25 protein-coding genes are annotated in these 21,217 nt (G+C 41.3%); 8 read left to right on the top strand and 17 right to left on the bottom strand.

From position 1 onward, the window contains the following. The first annotated feature begins 28 nt into the window (after positions 1–28). The 6 genes from DW757_RS17655 to DW757_RS07790 all read left to right on the top strand — a co-directional run bounded on the left by DW757_RS17655 (position 29) and on the right by DW757_RS07790 (position 5,371). Positions 29–499 (top strand): MATE family efflux transporter, encoded by a 471-nt coding sequence (locus tag DW757_RS17655; protein WP_243033516.1) that lies wholly within the window; start codon positions 29–31, stop codon positions 497–499. Between the two features lie 27 nt (positions 500–526). Continuing rightward, complete coding sequence (locus DW757_RS17650) at positions 527–1,372, top strand: MATE family efflux transporter (RefSeq protein ID WP_243033514.1); 846 nt, start codon at positions 527–529, stop codon at positions 1,370–1,372. Between the two features lie 376 nt (positions 1,373–1,748). Further along, positions 1,749–2,300 (top strand): TetR/AcrR family transcriptional regulator, encoded by a 552-nt coding sequence (locus DW757_RS07805; protein WP_118751470.1) that lies wholly within the window; start codon positions 1,749–1,751, stop codon positions 2,298–2,300. Positions 2,301–2,335: 35 nt separating this feature from the next. Beyond that, positions 2,336–3,184, top strand: a complete 849-nt coding sequence (locus tag DW757_RS07800; RefSeq protein ID WP_118751428.1) for a class I SAM-dependent methyltransferase — start codon at positions 2,336–2,338, stop codon at positions 3,182–3,184. After that, a complete protein-coding gene (locus DW757_RS07795; RefSeq protein WP_118751427.1) occupies positions 3,181–4,170 on the top strand; it encodes an AraC family transcriptional regulator in 990 nt (329 codons plus the stop codon). Before DW757_RS07800 ends, DW757_RS07795 begins: the two co-directional genes overlap by 4 nt. After that, complete coding sequence (locus DW757_RS07790; protein WP_118751426.1) at positions 4,163–5,371, top strand: MFS transporter; 1,209 nt, start codon at positions 4,163–4,165, stop codon at positions 5,369–5,371. Before DW757_RS07795 ends, DW757_RS07790 begins: the two co-directional genes overlap by 8 nt. A gap of 312 nt (positions 5,372–5,683) precedes the next feature. Here the strand turns inward: DW757_RS07790 and DW757_RS07785 are convergent, their stop codons facing one another. The 15 genes from DW757_RS07785 to DW757_RS07715 all read right to left on the bottom strand — a co-directional run bounded on the left by DW757_RS07785 (position 5,684) and on the right by DW757_RS07715 (position 16,841). After that, positions 5,684–6,931, bottom strand: a complete 1,248-nt coding sequence (locus DW757_RS07785; RefSeq protein WP_118751425.1) for a hypothetical protein — start codon at positions 6,929–6,931, stop codon at positions 5,684–5,686. A 346-nt stretch (positions 6,932–7,277) separates the two neighbouring features. Beyond that, entirely contained in the window at positions 7,278–7,889 is a 612-nt protein-coding gene (locus DW757_RS07780) for a hypothetical protein (RefSeq protein WP_118751424.1), read from the bottom strand. Continuing rightward, positions 7,886–8,713: a metal ABC transporter permease gene (locus DW757_RS07775; RefSeq protein WP_008399656.1), complete on the bottom strand. Its 828-nt coding sequence runs from the start codon at positions 8,711–8,713 to the stop codon at positions 7,886–7,888. Before DW757_RS07775 ends, DW757_RS07780 begins: the two co-directional genes overlap by 4 nt. Before the next feature lie 4 nt (positions 8,714–8,717). After that, a complete protein-coding gene (locus DW757_RS07770) occupies positions 8,718–9,407 on the bottom strand; it encodes an ABC transporter ATP-binding protein (RefSeq protein WP_008399655.1) in 690 nt (229 codons plus the stop codon). An 8-nt stretch (positions 9,408–9,415) separates the two neighbouring features. Next, a complete protein-coding gene (locus tag DW757_RS07765; RefSeq protein WP_008399653.1) occupies positions 9,416–10,417 on the bottom strand; it encodes a metal ABC transporter substrate-binding protein in 1,002 nt (333 codons plus the stop codon). 103 nt (positions 10,418–10,520) lie between these two features. After that, complete coding sequence (locus tag DW757_RS07760) at positions 10,521–10,820, bottom strand: hypothetical protein (protein WP_044931946.1); 300 nt, start codon at positions 10,818–10,820, stop codon at positions 10,521–10,523. Positions 10,821–10,853: 33 nt separating this feature from the next. Then, positions 10,854–11,315, bottom strand: a complete 462-nt coding sequence (locus DW757_RS07755; protein ID WP_182433274.1) for a transcriptional repressor — start codon at positions 11,313–11,315, stop codon at positions 10,854–10,856. Between the two features lie 53 nt (positions 11,316–11,368). Next, positions 11,369–11,746, bottom strand: coding sequence for a TnpV protein (locus DW757_RS07750; RefSeq protein ID WP_008399648.1), 378 nt, complete (start codon positions 11,744–11,746; stop codon positions 11,369–11,371). Between the two features lie 17 nt (positions 11,747–11,763). Beyond that, on the bottom strand, positions 11,764–13,194 hold the full coding sequence (locus tag DW757_RS07745; RefSeq protein ID WP_118751423.1) for a MobA/MobL family protein: 1,431 nt from the start codon (positions 13,192–13,194) through the stop codon (positions 11,764–11,766). 269 nt (positions 13,195–13,463) lie between these two features. Then, on the bottom strand, positions 13,464–13,691 hold the full coding sequence (locus DW757_RS07740; RefSeq protein WP_044931899.1) for a DUF5348 domain-containing protein: 228 nt from the start codon (positions 13,689–13,691) through the stop codon (positions 13,464–13,466). A gap of 83 nt (positions 13,692–13,774) precedes the next feature. Next, positions 13,775–14,008, bottom strand: a complete 234-nt coding sequence (locus tag DW757_RS07735; RefSeq protein ID WP_083794792.1) for a complexin-2 — start codon at positions 14,006–14,008, stop codon at positions 13,775–13,777. A 96-nt stretch (positions 14,009–14,104) separates the two neighbouring features. Continuing rightward, on the bottom strand, positions 14,105–15,247 hold the full coding sequence (locus DW757_RS07730; RefSeq protein WP_008399479.1) for a helicase RepA family protein: 1,143 nt from the start codon (positions 15,245–15,247) through the stop codon (positions 14,105–14,107). Beyond that, positions 15,237–15,572 carry a hypothetical protein gene (locus tag DW757_RS07725; protein WP_008399480.1) on the bottom strand — a complete coding sequence of 112 codons (336 nt, stop codon included), beginning with the start codon at positions 15,570–15,572 and terminating at the stop codon, positions 15,237–15,239. The genes DW757_RS07730 and DW757_RS07725 overlap by 11 nt, the downstream gene beginning before the upstream one ends. Beyond that, complete coding sequence (locus tag DW757_RS07720; RefSeq protein WP_118751422.1) at positions 15,562–16,653, bottom strand: site-specific integrase; 1,092 nt, start codon at positions 16,651–16,653, stop codon at positions 15,562–15,564. Before DW757_RS07720 ends, DW757_RS07725 begins: the two co-directional genes overlap by 11 nt. Next, on the bottom strand, positions 16,653–16,841 hold the full coding sequence (locus DW757_RS07715; RefSeq protein ID WP_008399482.1) for a transcriptional regulator: 189 nt from the start codon (positions 16,839–16,841) through the stop codon (positions 16,653–16,655). The genes DW757_RS07720 and DW757_RS07715 overlap by 1 nt, the downstream gene beginning before the upstream one ends. 335 nt (positions 16,842–17,176) lie before the next feature. Here DW757_RS07715 and DW757_RS07710 point away from each other — a divergent pair, with 335 nt between their 5' ends. Beyond that, positions 17,177–17,707, top strand: a complete 531-nt coding sequence (locus tag DW757_RS07710) for a helix-turn-helix transcriptional regulator (RefSeq protein WP_008399483.1) — start codon at positions 17,177–17,179, stop codon at positions 17,705–17,707. 15 nt (positions 17,708–17,722) lie between these two features. Beyond that, positions 17,723–18,328 carry a hypothetical protein gene (locus DW757_RS07705; RefSeq protein WP_118751421.1) on the top strand — a complete coding sequence of 202 codons (606 nt, stop codon included), beginning with the start codon at positions 17,723–17,725 and terminating at the stop codon, positions 18,326–18,328. Positions 18,329–18,770: 442 nt separating this feature from the next. Here the strand turns inward: DW757_RS07705 and DW757_RS07700 are convergent, their stop codons facing one another. After that, positions 18,771–19,961 carry a hypothetical protein gene (locus DW757_RS07700; RefSeq protein WP_118751420.1) on the bottom strand — a complete coding sequence of 397 codons (1,191 nt, stop codon included), beginning with the start codon at positions 19,959–19,961 and terminating at the stop codon, positions 18,771–18,773. 591 nt (positions 19,962–20,552) lie between these two features. Next, positions 20,553–21,217, bottom strand: a 665-nt coding sequence (locus DW757_RS07695) for a TIR domain-containing protein (RefSeq protein WP_347559974.1), incomplete at its 5' end; no start/stop codon positions are given.

The following is a 21,217-nucleotide window of genomic DNA, read 5'->3' as shown; positions in this document are numbered from 1 at the left end:
GGTTTATGAATTTGGAGGTTATCATTTTATGAATTATAAGGAGCTGTTCTCAAAAACGCCGCCCACAAAGCTGTTTTTTACGGCGGCTATTCCCGGTTCCATCGGCATGCTGGCTTCGGCCCTCTATCAGACCATCGACGGCGTGCTGGTGGGACGGATTCTGTCGGGGAATGCGTTTGCTGCCCTGAACCTGGCCATGCCTTTAGTCATTATCAACTTTTCCCTGGCTGACCTGATCGGCGTGGGATCCGCCGTTCCCATTTCCGTCCGCCTCGGTGAAAAGAAGGAAGCGGAGGCCAACAATATTTTTACCAGCGCCTGCCTGATGATTGTCATTACCGGTCTGATTCTGGGACTGGCCATCTTCCTGGCCGCTCCCGCGTTAATCGGCCTCATGGGCGCTGAGGGAGAGCTGGCCAGGCTGGCCGTTCAGTATCTTCGTGTATACTGCCTGTGCTCCCCCGTTACCACCATCGTCTTTGCCATGGATAACTACTAAAAAATCTGCGGCAGGGTCCGCAGCAGCATGGCCCTGAATATTGTCATGTCCGTTCTGAGCGCCGTGCTGGAATTTATTTTCCTGTTTGTGTTCCGCTTCGGAATCTGGGCTGCAGCTCTGGCCACCTGTACCAGTATGTTCCTGTGCGCTTTGGCTGCGCTGTACCCGTTTTTTGGCAGAAAAATGCAGCTGAGATTTGTCCGCCCCAGACTGAACCGAACTATGATAAAAACCATCGTCACCTGCGGCAGCCCCAACTTTTTAAATAACGTGGCAGGAAGAATCACTTCCATCATTATGAATATGATTCTTCTGCGTGTGGGCGGCGCGACGGCGGTTTCCGTCTACGGTATCCTCATGTTTGCCGACGGCTTCGTGCAGCCTCTCCTTTACGGTATGTGCGATTCCCTGCAGCCTGCTGTGGGATATAACTGGGGAGCCGGAGCTCTCAAGCGGGTAAAAGATATTGAGAAGCGCTGTTTTACGGCCGGAGCCATCCTTTCCATCGCTTCCGCCGTGGTCATCTTCTGCTTCCCGCTTCCCATTGCCAGCCTGTTTACCCAGAACGCCGACCAGGCGCTGCTCGACATGGCGGTTCCCGCGCTGAAGCTTTTCAGTTCAGCCTATTTAATCCGCTGGTTTTCCTTTGCCACCCAGAGTTATATGTCCGCAGTGGAAAAGCCTGTTCCCGCTATGATCATCTCCGTCTGCACGGCAGTGGTCTTCCCTCTGCTGATTATCGCAGTACTTTGGCCTATGGGCCTGAACGGACTGTGGCTCAATGTCCCGGCAACTTCTCTGCTGGCAGCGATTCTGGCATTCTTCATCCTGAACCGGTTTGAGCAAAAGGAAATGAGAGAAGCGGCCCGGTAAAACACTAACCTATAGCCGATGACTTGTGAGTAATCTGACAGGCTCCTCCTTACAGCGACAGTTTTATCAGATTTATCAGTTTTATGGTTAAATCTGTCTGCTGCGGGAGGAGCCTGTCCGTCTCACGGCTCATGGGCTTTTTATTTTTTCGGCAGCCGTCCACAGCTTTTCACAATATAAAAAACTCCGGTATCTACAGATTTGTGCTTGACTTCCTTCATATATTATATTACATTTGTTGTATTGTATCAGTTATGTTACATATGTTATGTTACATTCGTTGTATTAATTTTATCACTTTTGTCGTATTACATCAGTTGCATAAAAAGACTGGAGGAACTGTGTTTTGCCGCCGAAGCCAAAAATTACAAGAGAAATGATTTTGAAAGCTGTTTTAAACATTACACGCAGGACGGGTTTTGAAGCAGTAAATGCCAGAAGTATCGCCCATGAACTGCAGTGCTCAACACGCCCTATTTTTACCTGCTATGAAAATATGGAAGAACTGAAAAAAGAATTTTTAGATTATGCTTTTGACTTTTACAGTCGGTATGCAGAACATTACAGCCAGACTGCCGATGGAAATCCCTGCTTATCTCTCCCGCTTTCTTATATTGCATTTGCCAGTGAAGAAACCTTTCTGTTCAAGCTCCTGTTTGTGACAGATATAGACTTAGATATGAGGGATGCAAATGATTTCTATACAGAGATTGGCAATGAACAGAAGGCTGAGACCTTCTCCGAAATGATTGGAGTGGATTTAGAAACGGCTAAAAGAATTTTCCTGGACCTGTTTCTTTACAGCCACGGCATCGCTGTCCTGACTGCATCCGGAAAGCTGGCTCTCCAACGAGATAAAATCGAAGATATGGTGCAGCGTTTCTTATCCGCATTAATCAATCAGGAACATGCAGAGAAAGTCTGCTGACAGCTGCTGTTTTTCAGTTCAAACGGAGGTGTCTTATGAAAGCAGCCAAAACAGCTGAGTATTTAACAGATTTTTATAGCCGCTATGATGAGGAACGCCGGCTTTTGCTCAGACACGGCACGGTTGAATTCCTCACGACGATGCGCTATATCGAAAAGTACATCAAACCCGGTGACCGTATTCTTGAAATCGGTGCAGGAACAGGACGGTATTCCCATGCGCTGGCACACCGGGGATACCGGGTTGATGCGGTGGAATTAGTCGACCATAATATAAAAATATTCCGCAGCCATATAACGCCTGATGAGAACGTATCCATTACCCAGGGCAATGCCTTGGATTTATCAATGTTCCCTGACGGCCAATATGATATCACCCTGTTATTGGGCCCTCTTTACCATCTGTACAGCATAGAGGACAAGCGGCAGGCTGTGAGGGAGGCACTTCGCGTCACAAAAACAGGCGGCATCATTTTTGCCGCATATGTGATTTCTGACGGGTGCCTGCTGGACGAGGGATTTCACCGTCAGAACATCCATGTGGCGGAGTATGTAAAAAACGGACTGCTGGATCCGGAAACCTTTGCAGCCAAGTCAGAGCCAAAGGATATATTTGAGCTTGTCCGGAAAGAGGATATCGATGATCTGATGTCCGTATTCCCTGTAACCAGGCTTCACTATGTGGCATCAGACGGCTGTGCTCTGTTCATGCGGGAGGCCATTGACAGGATGGACGAGGAGATGTTTCAGTTATTCTTAAGCTATCACTTTGCCACCTGCGAGCGTGAAGACTTGTCCGGTGTCACAAGCCATGCCCTGGACATTTTTCAAAAGGAGTCAGGGAATTTCTTCCCGGAGTATCTGCAGAAAAGACAGCAAGAATGATGAAAACATCCCCCTCTCTCTGTGTTATAATTCCTCTCTGGCATCTGGCAGCGGGATGGAACATCCCTTACCGGCTGTCAGGAAGAACAGCCATCAATGGATTGCAGCAGAAAGGAGGAAGCGAAATGCACAGACAGACAGTACCCATTGTCTCTGAGGCACTCTTCTATATTGAAGAAAATCTGGACAGCCGGCTGGATCTTCAGACAGTTGCGTCAGCCCTGCACTGCTCCAAATACCATCTTCACCGGAGCTTTGCGAAGACAGCCGGACTGACTATCCATGATTACGTCCGGAGACGGCAGCTGACAGAGGCGGCAAGGCTTCTGGCGTTTTCCAAAAAACCGGTGATTGAGATCGCCCTTATGAGCGGATACGAAAGCCAGCAGGCATTTGCAGGCAGCTTTAAGTCCATGTATAAGATGACGCCCGGCGAATACAGAGCAGCCGGAGCATTTTACCCACTGCAGCTGGAACTTCGTTTGACTGGAGGGCCAATCAAGACGGACTTTTCAAAAGACGATATACGGTTTGCCGCATCAGCGGATATAGACAGCTGGATGGAGCTGGTCCGCCTTTCCGTTGACGGATACCCCTGCCTGAGGGAAGGGGAATATCTTAACAACCTGTACCGCCATATTTCCGAGAGGCAGGCGTTTATCCTGGAACGTGCAGATATGGCGGCCGGCATCATGGCATTTTCGGCTGACACCGGAAGGATTGAGTTTTGGGCCATTCATCCCCAGTACCGCGGTCTGGGCATGGAACAGATTTTTCTTCGCAGGCTTTCCGAGGAGCTGCCTCAGGGACAGGAAATCAGCCTGACCACATACCGGGAGGGCGATAAGGCAGATACAGGATACCGGAAGGAGTATCTGCGTCTCGGCTTTTCGGAAAAAGAACTGCTGACAGAGTACGGTTATCCGACCCAGCGCCTGGTACTTTTGCAAAACTATAAGGATCAGGAGGAAACAGCCAATGCCTGAAGCTCAGAATAACTGGAGAAGGAAGACCATCCTTTTCCTTGTCAGTCAGAGTGTCACTCTGCTTGGCTCGCAGATTGTCCAGATGGCAGTCGTCTGGTATGTAACGCTCCACACAGCAAGCGGAGTCTGGGTGGCAGCTTTTTCGGTATGCTCCTATCTGCCCCAGTTTTTCATCTCCTTCTGGGGAGGTGTCTGGGCAGACCGGTACAGCCGAAAAAGGCTCATTATCTGCGCAGACGGGGGAACAGCAGCTGTCACCCTGGGAATGTTCATCCTCCTTCCTCATATTTCTCAGAGCGGCATGCTGCTTCACCTGCTGCTGGTACTGTCCGTTCTCCGCTCAATCGGGGCAGGCATCCAATCCCCTGCTGTAAATGCAGTCATCCCCCAGCTTGTCCCAAAAGAGCATCTCATGCGGTACAACGGCATCAATGCCTCCATGCAGTCTGCCGTGCAGTTTTCCGCTCCTGCTGCGGCAGGCGCAGTGCTTGTCATGGGATCCCTGCGTTCCATACTGCTGATTGATATTTTTACGGCAGGCATCGGCATCGGGCTGTTTGCCTGTGTGGGGCTGCCGGGGCAGGAGAAAAAAGTGATACCTGCTTCCGCATTCTCTGATATCCAGGCCGGCATCCAGTATGCCCTCTCACAGAAAATCATCGGCGGATTCCTTATGATATATGGGCTCTTTACCTTCTTATGCGTCCCGGCAGGCTATCTCTCAGGACTGCTCGTAAGCAGAGTCTACGGCGATACCTACTGGTATCTGACGGCCACTGAGTTATGCGGCTTCGGCGGGATGATGGCAGGCGGACTTTTGATGAGCGCCCGGGGCAGCTCTCAAAAGCGCAGAAAAACCCTGGCTGTCTCCATGGCAATATTCGGCGCAATGTCAGTGGGCATGGCCGCCGCAAAAGATTTCGCACTGTACCTTGTCTTAATGGCTGTCTACGGAGTGGCGCTGACGGCTGTGCAGACAACCATCACCACTTCTCTTCAGGAACATACAGAAAGCTCCATGCAGGGGCGGGTATTCGGCTTTATGGGCGCAATGTATGCCGTGTGCTATCCTGCAGGCATGGCGATTTTCGGCCTGATGGCAGACTGGATACCACTGCAGTGGAGTATGGCCGGGGCCGGAGTGGTTTTGATTTTAATGGGAGGGGGAATCGCGGCGGGGGAGATGGTGGAGGAAGGGTAGAGTCCACTTTTCCGTCCCATTATGCTCCATCACCTCTTTTGCTGCCATTAAGCCATGGGAATAGAGTATTCGGGGATTTTGTCAACAGGTCCAAAACTTGACACTATCACATAGAGACACATAAATCAACCCCGGAAATGCCCATTTTATCAGCATTTCCAGGGTTCTGTCCGCTACTCGAACTCGGCGTGTTCCTTGCCAATCTTAACTATATTTGTTTAGTTTTTATGCAAATACACACCATTTTTTACTTCAATTACATCAATTATTCTGGCTTGCTGATTTTCCGTTGCCAAAATGTTGCCATATTATTTATTCTGAGCACCATCTTAAATAAAAAGCAAAGAATGGATCTGTTATGGTTAACATAGCTTCATCTTTATCCCAATCAATTACCGGCGTAGACGCACCTGCATCATATGATATTTCCGCAATCTTTTCTAAAACTCTAGAAATCTCATGCAACTGAGGGACATCATCTATTATTTCTTTTAAACAACTTCTAAATTCTTCATAACTTATAGAAACGACCCCTGGTTTCATACTTTTTAATCCCTCCATAACTACACCATATATATCTGTCTTTTTTCCGCTTTTCAGCTGTCTATGTATCCTATCTGAACGTTGACGAGGTCCTCTAGCTAATTTTTCAAAAAGTTCTCTTCCACTGATTTTGGCAATTTCTTTAAATATTGTACTTAATGCAATATCATCTCCCAATTTGATTCTTTGTAACGATTTCTTTTCTATTTTATATTCTTCACAAATCTTTTTACAAAACTCTTGCATTAAATGTGGACTCCCCATAGCCTCTTTTGCCATTTTCATTATTACCGAAAAAGGCACCTCAACATGTAACTCTTTAAAACCCTTATTAGCTATTTCCATCAATTCTTCATCTGACCATGCAGGAATTTCAAACATTTCTATCCGTCCGGTCATTTCTCGCTCAACCTTCAATACATCAAATTTTCTACTTGGAATTGCAATGAAAATTACAGGTAATCCATGCATTATTGGAGATTTTAATGCTCTAACGAGTTGAGTCTGTATATCTCTTTTTCTATAATGAAAGTCATCGACAATTAAAGGTATATTATTATCCGTAAGATATTTAATGCTCGCCATTTTATTACTCATTTTACTTGTAGATACTACACCTTTTAGTCTACCATGTTCAATTTTTACACTACCTTGGGGCCTCGCCTCTGAAAAACAAAATTTCAATTGCCCTTCCGCTCCTGCTTCAACAGCAAAATTTACACCAGACGTATTTTGATCTTCATACTGTGTAGGCAATTCTAATTGTGAAACAATGTTATCCCAAAATGATTCTTCATCAGATATTTCTCCACCATCAACCCATATACTATCATTTCCACGATTATATACTTTTTCGGCTAAAACAGTTTTTCCCATTTTAGTCTGTCCTGTAACAATCATCAATTTACAAAGGTTCCTTTTTGCTCGCATTCTTTTCACTTCTAAATTATAACTGTCTCTCGGATTATACGTATACGTTGGCACTCCGCCTGGCGTAAAAACCTCATAAAAATTCATTACTCTACCCTCTTTTTAATACTGCTTGACAACAATCCAAAAGTTTAAAGTTAATATATTGAAAATATGACAGGTAATCCTATGGAATACCTGTCATATAAAATAACCCGTGTAAAATATTCAATTATTCAAACTCGACAACTACTAATCAATTTTGTTTAGGGATTATTTGCTATCATAGTTGTCTTTCTTTTGATTATTTGACCTATCCATATTATCCTGCCTGTATAAGGTAATGTTATCATTTTGTTATCGCTGTTGATAACACAACTCAAGCAACTGTGGATAATAGCAATATGTTCCGATACAAATTATAAGCAACTTTGCTTAGAAAATCAACATATTTTTAATTTTCGTTCTGTAATGTTGCATCAGATAATCTGCAATACAGATTGTCCTCTCCTTCTTCCCTATATGTTTCAAAGATTCCTTCAACTACAATCTCTGCATTATCTTCCGGATACTCCTCTGGATAAATATGTGTACCATCTCCCCATACAAATTCCATTCCCTGAGCACAACAGGCAGTTGCATCCTGAATAATGCAATAAAAGTAATATTTTTTTGTAGCCTCGTAATATGTAGCATAGAAATTTCCATCGATTCGGAACGTTTTTCCTTCATATTCTTCAGGTGTAACCATCATCTGGTATACTGTTGCATATACCAGATCACTACTCATTTGCGTAAGGTCGTAATCAACAGTTCCCTTCGTTTTTTGCGTACCTTCTGTATCTTTTATAGCATTTTCCGTTCCCTTACTTGAATCGTTACTGGACAAAAGATTCTTATTGTCCGTTGTTTTGTCTTTATTTTCATTATTTATCTGCTCGTTTATTATCTTATCAACAGAATTTGCCGTAGTGATATTTTTCCCACCAACACTCTTTTTATTACTACATCCAGTCATCAGTAAAATACACAAGAACAGCATCATATATTTAATCAACTTTTTCATGAGCGTCCTCCTATTTTTCCAATAGCACAACTAACCATAAATGCTACAATATCGATTGCCACTATCGTTGATCCTACCGGAGTTCCTGCCAGAATAGACAGTAAAATCCCAATCACTGCACAGATTACCGATAATATAACAGAGCATATCGTAACGTTAAAAAATGTCTTGTATACTCGCATTGCAGACAATGCCGGGAATATCACCAGTGCAGAAATCAGCAACGAACCGACTAAATTCATTGCAAGAACAATAATCACTGCTGTAATAACAGCAATTAGCAGATTGTAAAAATCGGTTTTCATTCCCGTAGCTTTTGCAAATGTTTCATCAAATGTAACACAGAAAATTTTATTGTAAAATATAACAAAAACAGCCACTACAATAACTGACAAGACGCTACATAATAACACCTGTTCTTTTGTCAATGTCAATATGGACGTTGAGCCAAACAATGTACTACACACATCTCCTGAAAGATTTGGCCCTGTAGCGAACAGATTCATCAGCAGATAACCGATTGCCAACGCTCCTACCGAAATCATAGCAATCACTGCATCTCCTTTTATCTTTGTGTTCTGTCCTGTCCGCAATAACAAAACCGCACAAATAACCGTTACAGGCAAAATAAATATCATATTATTTGTAAAATTCAAAACGGATGCTACTGCCATAGCTCCAAATGCCACATGAGATAAACCATCTCCTATGAAAGAAAAACGCTTCAATACCAAAGTAACACCAAGCAAAGAAGAACAGAGTGCAATCAACACACCAACAATCAAAGCATACCTCACAAATGGGTACTGAAAATAAAAAATCATTTTATCAATCAAACAGTACACCTTCTCTCATTCTCTCATATTCCTGCTTCGTTCCATAAAATACTTTTTCTCCAATGTGTAAAATATGGCTGGCATATTTCATGGCTGCTTTTATATCGTGAGAAATCATAATAATCGTAATCTTATCTTCCCTGTTTATTTTTTCAACAATACGATACATCTCATCCGTTACTTTCGGATCAAGACCAGATACCGGTTCATCTAATAATAATATTTTTCTGGTTGCACATAATGCCCTTGCAAGCAAAACCCTCTGTTGCTGTCCTCCTGATAATTCCCGATAGCATCGGCTTTTAAGATTTGTAATCTGCAACTTTTCCATCATTTCACTTGCACGTTTTTTCTCTGACTTATTATAAAATGGTCGCATGCCCACACGATTTTGGCATCCGGAGAGAATAATCTCTCTCACGGATGCTGGAAAATCTCTTTGTATTATCGTCTGCTGTGGTAAATATCCGATTTCATCGCTCTTTACTCCAAATTCAAACGTGATCTTTCCATGAATGGGCTGTTGCAAGTTTAGCAATGTTCTCATCAAGGTTGATTTACCAGAGCCATTTTCTCCGATTATGCAAAGATAATCTCCATCTTTCACAGAAAAGTTGATATCTTGCAGCAGCACTCTGCCATCATATCCAATCGCCAGATTTTGACAGATAATCTGTTCCATAGCTCCTCCTACTGCAATGCCTCCTGCAAAACATTTAAGTTATTTTCCATAATTGAAAAATAAGTCGCTCCTTTTTTCACATCATCAGATGTCGTTGACTGCATAGAATCTAATGTTAAAATACCCTGATTTTTTTCTTTGGTATTCTCAATAATTGTTTTCGCAATTTTCTGGTCAGACTTTTCGATTGTCATAATATTTTTCAATCCAAGTTCATCTGTCTTTCCTGCTAAAAATGTAATTGTTTCAAAGCTGGCTTCTGTCTCCGCTGAGCATCCAACAAAAGCTGCATAATAATTTAATCCATAATCATCTACCATATATCGGAACGGAAATCTGTCCCCAAATAACAGTGTTTTCTGTGAAGCTGAATCTACTGTTTCCTGATACTTCTTATCCAGTTCATCCAGTTTATCTGTATAAGCCTTTTCATTTTTCTGATAAGTATCCGCATTTTCAGTATCTATTTCAGCAAGATCATCAGCGATTGCCTTGCAAAGAACTTTTGCATTTCTTAAAGAAAGCCATACATGCTCGTCGTATTCTGGTTCTTCCTCGGCTCCATCTTTCTCCTCTTCTTCCTCTGCTTCCATGCCTTCAACAACCTCTTCTTCTTTTACACTGCTTCCAAGCACATCTAATAAATTTATGACTTTCATGTCTTTATTAACAGCTTCCTTTAATGCATCTTCTACCCATGCATCTGACTCCCCGCCAACATAAATAAAAAGGTCACAATCAGAAATTTTCATAATATCATCCGCAGTAGGCTGATAACTATGCAAATCTACTCCATTGTCAAGAAGCATCGTAAGATCCATGTTAGATACTTCATCTCCTGCAATCTCTTTCACCCAGTCATATTCTGGAAATATGGTTGTAACAACTTTAACCTGCTTATCATTATTATCTTTTGCCTGTGTATTGGTATTGGAATTATTTTGACCGCAAGCAGAAAGACAGCACACTGCCATAACTGCCGCTAAAAGAATAGAAATATATTTTTTCATTGAATAAAACCTCCGTTTTTATCTTAACTTTTCTAAAAAAGGGTACAAAAACAGAAAGGTACACCCTTAGGACTACCCTTTCCGCCTTATAAAAAAGTTTTATTCAATTGTTTAGTCTTACCTTTTGACTTACAAGAGATGTATCAGAAACAAGTAAAAACTGACCTACTATCAATAATGCAAACAATATACACACAGGATTTACGGTCACAATCGTAATTGCACCGTTCCCTATGTTTTTTAATGTCTGCTCTGCCTGATGAATATTGGCACAAATCGGACAGTCTTCGCCTGTACAGTGATGATTTTCTTCTTTTACAATATAGAAAAGAGAAGCAAATGTAACAAATAAGAATAAAATGCATACTGCCATTGAAAATACTCTTTTTTTCTTCGTATTCATTTGTTTCTCCTTTCCCACAATCACACTGTGTTTTTAATTTTGTGTTTTCTTGCATTCACTGCATATTCCATAAAATACGGTACGCAGAGAATCCATCTCAAAACCATGATGTTCCATCATATGTTGTTTCAGACTTTCCACTTCATTACACTGCAAGTGAATTAGCTTTCCACATTTTTCACATTTACAATGATAGCATATCATCTGATTTTCTTTTTCATGGCTGCCTATATATTCAAAACAGGCACTACTGGTTCCGTCTACAACATATTTAGCAACCAGACCTTCTCCGACCATTTTTTCCAGATGGCGATAAACAGTTGTGGTTCCAATGGATATCCCCTTTGTCTGAAAATATTCACAAATGTCATTTACGGTAACATGGCTGCCTTGAACTGATTTCAAAAAGGTAAGTAATTCGGTCATTTGCTTTGTCTTATAGGGTGCTTTCGCCAAATCCATCACCTCACCTTTCAATTTGAAAACCTTTTTCATTTTATCATATTATTTCCTTTTGTCAATATAATTTGGAAATCATTTTCATTTTATTATTGATAAATAAGTTCTCTATCCACAATCTCCCTCGCACACGCCTGTATGTTATTCATTCTACCTACCCATTCCCAGGCATTTTCTGCTTTCATCTGCTCTGTGATTCCCTGTGCCTGCTTCATCTGCTCTATGATCCCTTCAAATCGCTCTTGTGCCTGTTCCTCTATATCTGCCAGATAGCTGTTCAGTCTGCCACTCATGAGCAAATCAAGATATACATTCCTACGGTATTCCTTCAAATACTTCAAATGTCTTTGTCCCCATACACCAACAAATCTCTGTTCTTCCTCCTTCGGCAAGGTAAGGCAGGGGATAAAATAATCCCCATATCTGATATAAGTGCCGCCCATTTCTTCAAAAATTGTTTTCTTCATAATCTGTTCCACCTTTCTTATCGCTCCATATCCTTGAACTTCTTCTTTGTTGACCGCTTCGGCTGCTGTCTGCCTTCCTGCTGATAGCTGTGCATTTTTTTCAACACACTTGCCTTTGTCGGCGGTTCTGATGTCTGTTCTTTTTTCTGTGCTGTCTGATTTTTCCACTCCCGCAGCTCCTTGTTATATTCCCTGACCAGCTCCTCTGATTTGTGATACGCCTTTGTAAAGGACTGAACATCTGGATAACCTGCCTGTTTTACGTTCTGCTCCATATCCGTGTGTATCCGCATCTCCTGCTTCTCTGCCTGTTCAATTTTACTTTCTAAAGACTTCCGTTCTTTTCCTTTGAAAAATCCCTTTGTTTCGGAAAGCTGTTTCTTCAGAGAAGAAATCTCCTGCTGTGTGTGTTTCATTTCCTGTGACTGCTTCTGGATCGTCTCCATCAATATCCACATATCATTCCATTCCTGCAAATCAATCTTCGGTACTGGCTTCGGCGGCAGCTTAAATTTGAAAATCATCTCCTGCAAAATGTCTTTCGCCCCACGGATAATCTGTCGGAGCCTATCTGGCAGCCAGCCGTGTGTCCTTATAGATTGTACCGTTTTGGCTGTGATTTCTTCCTGCTTTACTTTCAGAATATCTTCTTCCGGGACACCTTCCACCAATGCTACATCCACTGTCCGGTTCCATTCCTGCCTTGCTGCATTGTCGGCTCGTATCTCAGCTTCCTTCGGGTTGTTCTTCCCGATTTTCTTCGTTGCCAGATACACACCGCCCTGCTGAAAAACAGACAGCTTTTCTGATTCTTCTTTCACATGACAGTTGATGATCTCCGTGAACATTTCTTTGACTTCTCTTGTAAATGCTTTGCTCTTAAACCACTCCTCTTTCTTCGTGAAGATATGGCTTTCGTAGACTTCTCCTTTTGGGATAATGCTGCACCCTGTCCGGATGTTTCCCTGCTCATCTAAAATTTCTTTTTTCGTCCGTCTATGCTTGCCCTGTTCATCATAAAACATATTTCTGGTAGCAATTTTCACTTCGGGATGCTCCAGGATTTTCCGCTCACTGAATACCAGATGAATGTGATAATTGGTCATTTTCTTATTGTGATGAAGTGCTGCACTGCATTCCACATCATATCTTTTATGAAAGCTGTCTGTAAAAAGTCTGACCACATCATCAGGCTCGTACTCTACAAAACGCTCTGGAAGTGCAATGATAAATTCACGCCCTTCAATACATGTTCCGGTTGTTCCGCTTGCCTTAAAATCCAACTGATTCTCTCTGGCAAGATTCTTCCAGAACTCCTGTGTTACTCCATCCGTCTGGTAGGTCGCATATAAATGCTCCTGTCGTTTCGGATTGGAAATATAATCTATTCTCCCTGCCACATCGGACAGCTTGCTTTGTCTGATAAATGAATGTCTGCCTATAAGCATTCTCCTTTCCGGTTCTCGCCTGCTTTGCTGTGAGTAGGTGCATAGGCACCTGTTTACGAACTTATCCGCCTATCGGCGGCACAGCTCCCGGCAGGGCGAAATACGCTGAGCATAAATCGTCAGATTTGTGCGATGGGTGTATTTCGCTCTCAAACGCCGAGGGCTTTTGTAAGTGCTTTGGTCAGCCGTAGCTGCCTGGCTTATGCTTTTCATCTTGGGCGTATCCACCCATTTTATATGCCCGTATCCGGGCTGTTTTTCTTTTTAGATCACTCCGGTATTCTTGCCCGGACGTACTCCAGATCGCCGCAATACGGTGTTCCCACCAGATACCATTCCATTGCTGGATTCATCTCCATTCTGGTCTTTACCCACTTATCATCCACCAGCACTTCCATGCACTCTCCGCAGTGAAAGCCTGTATCTACCCATAAGTCCATGGACAGCAATCCATATCTGCCATTTTCACAGTTGTAACCTAATCTTCCTTCTCTCATTACACGGTTCTCCTTTCCAAATTTTCTCTTGTCTGCTATATACAGGGGCGTGCCACGCTCCTGTCCTTATCATCAAGGAAAAATTACCATCGAAAACTCTCCGGCACTCCACGCCTGTCCAGATATTCTTTTCTCGCCTGCTCCCGTTCTTCCTCTGTCGGAGCAGTTTTGAACTTTCCATACAGGTCACGCATTACCATCTTGTCCAGTTTTTTCTCTAATTCCTGTTTGATTTCGTTCTCGCAATCTACATCCTCCATTAAATGAAACCGAAGTAACTGCATGAATAATTCCTGTGATATTTGCACATTTTTCATTCCATCCATCCTTTCCGTGACGGTATGTGACAGCAGTGACGGTTATTTTGATACCGGCTCCGCTGTCAAAAATACCGTCACAACCGTCACGAACTGTCACGCTTTGTCTGTAACGTCTTTCCAGAACCTCAGTTTTCGTCCCTCATGGGTACGCTCGCTTCTAAAATAAATCCCATGCTCTGCATACAATCTTCCTGCAAGAACATTCAATTTTCTTGTAATCACATGAGGCTGAACTTCAACCTTGACCAACGATGCCAGCTCTGTTGCAGAACCTTCCCAATAAGAATTTTCTTTCAGAATCAGTTCCGCTATCTCATCCAACAAAGGCTCCGGCGGTTCTTTCCACAATTCCGTTTCTGCCCTCTGTAAATCCCACAACAGGGTTTCTGTATTGCGAACCAGATATAACTTCTGGTCTTGCTGATCTCTGCCGGATACCTCCATCGTTGCTGCATTGCCCGTCCGCTTTTCTTTCTGAAGGAGAAAGGCTCCGTCTGCCGCTCCCAGTAGTCCACTTGTTCCGGAAATCATGTCAAACTTATCATCCGCATTCTGCTTTCGTGTGTGGTGTACGAGCAGCATACAAAGGCAGTGAGCATCCGCAAAACTTTTGAGTCTCGCCATAATCTGATAATCATTGGCATAACTGTAATTATCTCCTCCAACCTCACGCACTTTCTGAAGCGTATCAATGATAATCAGCTTCGTGTCCGTATGCTCTGCCACAAATCTTGTAAGCTGTTCATCCAGTCCTTTTCCAAGCTGTTTGGCAGAAACAGAGAAGTAAAGATTATCCGTACTCTCTGTTCCAAACATCCGGTACAAACGCTCCTGCAAACGGCGGTAATCATCCTCCAGAGCAAGGTACAGCACCGTTCCTTTCCGGGTTGTATAATTCCAGAGCGGTGTTCCTGTGCTGACATGATAGGCAAGCTGTGCCATCAGAAAGCTCTTTCCCAGTTTTGGCGAACCTGCAAAGATATAAGTTCCGGGATAAAGCAGACCGTCAATCAACGGCTGCTTGCTCCCATACTGCGTATCAAACAGCTCGTTCATGGAAACAGTTTTGAGATAGGATGGGTCTAAGCTCAACTGCATTTCTCGCTGCATTTCCTCAAAACTCTTGATATTTCCCTCATACTCGGATATACTACTGGTAGTGTTTTTGAAAAGTGGCTGCTCCGTATCTGCGCCAACAGATACATCCGGGGCAGTCTTTTCTTTTTTATTTTCCATTCTCATCCTCTCCTTTCAGACCGCCAAGAATAATGGCAATCAACTCAATCACATTCAGCAGCTCCTCATCCACGCTGTTTCCGGCTTCAATCCGCTTTAATTCTGTAAGAACTTCTGCAAGCTCCGTTCTGAGTGCCTTATACACTCTCGGGTTGCCCTGTACCACAATCTCCTGATTCAGGCAGCGGCGGTAGCAGTATTCCTGCTTTGGCAGTCCTGATAAAGCAACTGCCTTATTGATGAGTTCATTTTCTTCGGGTGATACCCGGAATCCCACCGTGATGTTTCTCCAACGGTTTTTGTTATCTCTGTTTTTAGCTGACATTTTCAAACTCTCCTTTCCCTACGTCATCTAATCTATCTGCCATTTCCGTCTGCTTGGACGGGAACAGATGAGCATACTGATAAGTGATGTCAATGCTTTCGTGTCCTACACGATCTGCAATCGCCACTGCCGAAAATCCCATATCAATCAGCAGACTGATGTGGCTGTGTCTTAAATCATGGATACGGATACGTTTTACCCCTGCGGCTTTCGCCCCTCTGTCCATCTCGTGATGAAGATAGCTTTTTGTGATGGTAAAAATGCGGTCTTTCTTCTTCAATCCATAGAGCATCTGCAAATATTCCTGCATTTCTTCACAGAGGAACTTCGGCATCTTAATGGTACGATTACTTTTCTTTGTTTTCGGTGTGGTAATCACATCTTCTCCGTGTAACCGCTGATAAGATTTATTGATTCTGACGGTTTCTTTTTCAAAATCAAAATCAGCTGCGGTCAGTGCCAGCAATTCTCCTTCCCGGATGCCGCACCAGTAAAGCATTTCAAACGCATAAAAGGAAATTGGCTTGTCCATTATCTCGAAGGAGAACTTCTTGTATTCCTCTCTCGTCCAGAACAGCATTTCCTTATGTTCCTCACTCCCCATGTTTCCTGCTTTAGCAGCTGGATTGGAACGCAGCTCGTAATAACGCACAGCATGATTGAAGATAGCTGACAACTGATTATGCAGCGTTTTCAAGTAGGTCTGGGAATACGGTTTTCTCTTATCGTCCCGATAAGCAAGCATTTCATTCTGCCATGCGATAACCTCTTTTGTGGAAATCTCGCTGATTTTCAGCTTTCCGAAATATGGCAAAATCTTTGTGCGGATGATATGCTCCTTGGTCATCCATGTGTTTTCTTTCAGTCGGCTTTTCATGTCCCGGATATACAGTTCCGTAAATGCTTCAAAGCTCATGTCCATGTCTGACGAGTTCTGCAACTGAAACATTCGCTCCCATTCCTGTGCTTCCCTCTTGGTAGCAAATCCACGCTTGCATTTTTGCTTACGCTCGCCTTTCCAGTTGACATATCTGGACATCACATACCATGTTCCATTGCTTTCGTTCTTAAATACCGGCATCACTGCTCCCCCTTTCCCATTCCGTAGAGTCTTTCGTTGAAATACTGGCGGTTCACTCGTCCGGAAATCGTAATAAATCCTTTTTCTTTCAGCTCATCGTTGAGCCGTTTAATCAGCTTATAGGCATACGGCTTTGATACGCTCAGTTCCTGTGCCACTTCTTCGGCACAAATAAATTTGTTGTTCATCTTATCATCCCTTTCCTTGATTTTTTATTGCCGTTCTATCCGAAGGAAGTTCCAGCAGGCATCCCCTGTTCGGTGCTGTGCTGTCCCAATCTGCCGCAGCAGATCAGGTGCTCGCTTGCTTTCTGGCAAGGTCTTGGCGGTTTGTGCTGTTCGGACGGTCATTCAGTTTTATTAAACTTATTTGTTTAATTTTAATCTCATTATACTAAGCATATTTGTTTGTGTCAAGTGGCTTTCCGGAAAATATTAAACTTTTTTGTTTTATATTATATTGACTTTCATTAAACATATCTGCTATACTCCATGTATATCATGTGTAAGGAGTGAATACTGTTATGGCGATTGGAGAGAGAATCCATTTTTTCCGCCTTTTGCGTGGAATGACACAAAAATATCTGGGTACGATTGTCGGCTTTCCGGAGCGAAGTGCCGATGTACGCTTAGCACAATATGAAACCGGAACACGGAAACCCAAAGCAGAACTTACCGCAGCATTGGCACAGGCATTGGATGTTTCCCCTCATGCCCTCGATGTGCCTGACATTGACAGCTATGTCGGTCTGATGCACACTTTATTTACCCTGGAAGATGTGTACGGTCTGACTGTCAGCGAAGCAGATGAGGAAATCTGTCTGAAAGTCGATACCTCCAAAGGAAAAGAAGCTCACGAACTGCTGAAAATGCTGTATACATGGAAAGAACAGGCTGACAAGCTGTCTTCCGGTGAAATCAGCAAAGACGAATATGATAGCTGGCGTTATCACTATCCGGAGTTCGATACCACACAGATCTGGGCAAAAGTTCCGTCCCAGGAACTCAGCGACGCTCTGGTCAAAATGCTCAATGAGCAAGATTCCAACAAATAAGGGAGTTAATATAAAATGCCTATTGTTCCTATTTATCTCAATATAGACGATAAAACATATGAAGGTGTCAAATCAGGTGCCTTAGAGCTATACGGTTTAGCCAAAAACGTTGACAATAAAAGAATAGCTAAACATATTCCTACCATAACTGATGCTGCCAAAGAAGGTGCATCCAAAGCTATTGACTTTGTTCGATTACACCAAAAGGAAACCTTTATAATAAGCGGTGTCCTTGTCGTAGGCGGTATAGTTGCTGGTACTGTTGGTTACATCGCACATCGTAAGCAAAGAAAACTTGACATGCAATTTGGATTAGCTTTACAGGAGTACGTAGATTCTGCCCGTAACGGAGCTTTAAATATTGACATTTTGGATAATCTTATTAACTCCATCGAAGCAATCGAAAAAAATAATCCAAAGAAGTCTATTAACCTCAATATTTCTGCCGCTCAATTCAGTGACTTAATAAATTGCATATTTGATTTCACCAGACGTTTGGCAGAAGCTAACAATATTAGTACACGCTCCATAAACCGACCAAAATATTTTCATAAAAAAACCTCTGCTGATTTAAAATACTATTTGAATATGCAAAAACAAATTTTTGAACAGGCTGCATAAAGACGACAAAAAGCCCTTAGCTATGAGCTACTACCCACAGCTAAGGGCTTTCTGAATATGGATTATTCGTTGCACAGCCACCATTCTATCATTCTCCAACTCCAAAACCACTGGATTACAAGAATAATGGCTTTCATGCAACTGTTATCAAATTGTTATCAAAAGACTTTTTGAAATGCCGGAAACCCGCATAAACGCTGGATTTCCTAAACATTTTTGTTTATTCAAACTCCACTTTTATATTTGTACGGATATAAATAACATGTATTATGAATTCGCATTTCGGCCGTTTTATGTTATTTTATATGCATGATTCGTTTCGTTCATAATATTTTTGTAGCCAAAATGTAGCCACTCCGTTTATTCACCTCAAACTATATCAATACACTGATGTTGTGTTGGATTTTTCATATAACAAATGAATCAGGTTATATATTTTTTATTATGATATTTTTTTACTAGCTTTATAGTAATAATACATAACATTCCTTAGCATTTCAGATTTTTTCTCTTTCACTTCTTTATATGCCTGATTAACCAAATCTGCTGTTTTTAAAAACGCTGTAACTCCCGCTGCAGTTAATCCAACTTTTGCACCCGTTCTTATCAAATTTTCCAATACTCCTAACGCCTGCACAATATTAGCATCTGTTGTAATCGTTGTTATTAATCCTGCTCCTACATAACCAAGTCTTCTTCTTTCTTCTTCATCAGCTAATACACGGTTTCCAAAATTTTTTAAAACACTTGTGTTACTTGATAGTTCATTCAGTTCATTTACTTTAGGAATAACCTCTGTATCGTACAATTTAATACATTCGTACTGAAAATCATCATCCCAGGGCATTGATGTAATTCTTTCTGAAAAATTATATATTGCTGTCCTAAAATTCTCCAATGGAATCTTCATTTCTTTTTTAAAATCTAAAATCTCATCCACTGTTGCTTTTTCTAAAGTTGGCAAAGTTGACAATATATTGTTTGCAATGCCCGCATGTCTTATAATTTCTTTATCAGTTTTACTAAAATCAATAATTTTACTATTGATTACAGTGCCCACAATTTCAGAACTTATATTATCAAACAATGGATATGATTTACCGTGTTTGATTGTCCCTAACAGGTTTCCAAAATATCCCCCTGTTAATTCATCCACACTAAAGCCTGTATAAGAATAATCATATACTGTAATTATTTTCCTATCAATTAAATTTTGTATCTGTCTTGCTCCCGTTTGATTAAGCAAATTATTAAACTCTGTTTCCAAACTAGCTTTACATATTTTTTCAACTTGATGCATTTTAATCTGAGCAAAAATTTCCTGTTTATTTCTTTTATGTTTTTTTCTTAAATAAGGCATATATGGATCAATTTGTTGTGTCAAAGAATTTAATTGTTGAACTATTTCCTTAGCGTTTTCATTATCAAATGCATTTAAGAAAGGAATAAAACATGTAAGAATCTTTTCTATATCATTTGCATTAGAAAAACATTTTGGCAAATAATTGTAAATAGCATATTCTGCCATCCCGATTAATTCTATTTCATCAGCATAAAGCAATGCGCTTTTTATAAGTTTATAATCTTCTTCAAATTCCATATTACTTGAAGCAGTTCCTATTGTAAATTTCATAAATTTATATTTTCCTTTATATTAAATCCGGTACTTTATCGTATAGAATCGTGATAATATTTTTCTTTTTTGGGAATTATTATGAATACTTAAAAAGATCCAATTTATAAACATTTCGTTAAGCTTCTAATCATCAATATTGTTATTACGAAGACCTGAATCTTTATCTTGTTTAATATAATATTTCATTTGAATATTCCGGGCGATTCTGAACCGCCATTCTGGAAGCACAGTACCGCAATTCCGTTTTTATGATTCATTGTGAGTTCTATCGGTGTCTTACAAGTTCTCTTTCGGATACTCAGATAACATTCACATAACTGCAAAACCTTATAAATCAAATGACTGATTAACACCTTATTACAAACGCATCACAAAACTATTACATCTCATCACTATCGGTTACTCCTCATTCGAATTTGACTCTGCACATCCAAAATTTAAAGAAAAAAATTAAATTTTTATTTGCAATATGTCTTTTTTATCTCTATTACAGAATTTCCATTGACTTACAATGAACTGTTGCTACGAAGTTATTATAGCAAAAATCAACAAAGTTAAGAGGCTTATTTCTCTCAAACATCATTATTTTTATCTAGTCTTGGTCAAGTCGTAACCCGATGCATTATTTTCACTCTTATCATAAGCATTATTGATATATTTGAACGGGTTTGCTAAAAAAGTTTCCTCATCAACATATGCAATATAAGATCCTGTTAATGAATTTACTGTTTTACATACATCACAACTATATTTTTTTGGATTTTGATTAAAACGATTGTTATTTATGATATCATATACTTTCGATTCCTCATATGTAGTCGATGAACAACCATCTGCATTCCTATGTGTCGTTTTAAACCAATCATATCCTCCATTGTATTTCATAATAACTCCCACAACACCATTATTATGAGATGTTCTTCCTTTTCTGGTTTCATCTTTTAAACAATACTCTATTTCCCAATCTATCCATTTACTTTCTTTCATGTGTGGGGAAATAATAACAATTGTAACAGATGTATCATACATCATATCTCTCAAATTTTTCTTAATATTATCCGTTGTTGTATCAGTCAAATCAGGCGAATCACTTGTTTCTCCTTTATAATAAGATGCATCCTCCCCAAGTGCGTCAATAATATCATCTCTAAGCTGCTGAGCTTCGCTCCATTTGTATGAAATAAAAGTTTTATGGTAAGCGCCAAATATTCCTGCGGATTTCCTGATCCTCAAGTTTTGCCTATAATTGTAGA

It is taken from the genome of Clostridium sp. AM29-11AC (assembly GCF_003480545.1).
GTDB classification, from domain to species: domain Bacteria; phylum Bacillota; class Clostridia; order Lachnospirales; family Lachnospiraceae; genus Otoolea; species Otoolea saccharolyticum_A.
This window is presented reverse-complemented; position numbering and strand designations above follow the sequence as displayed.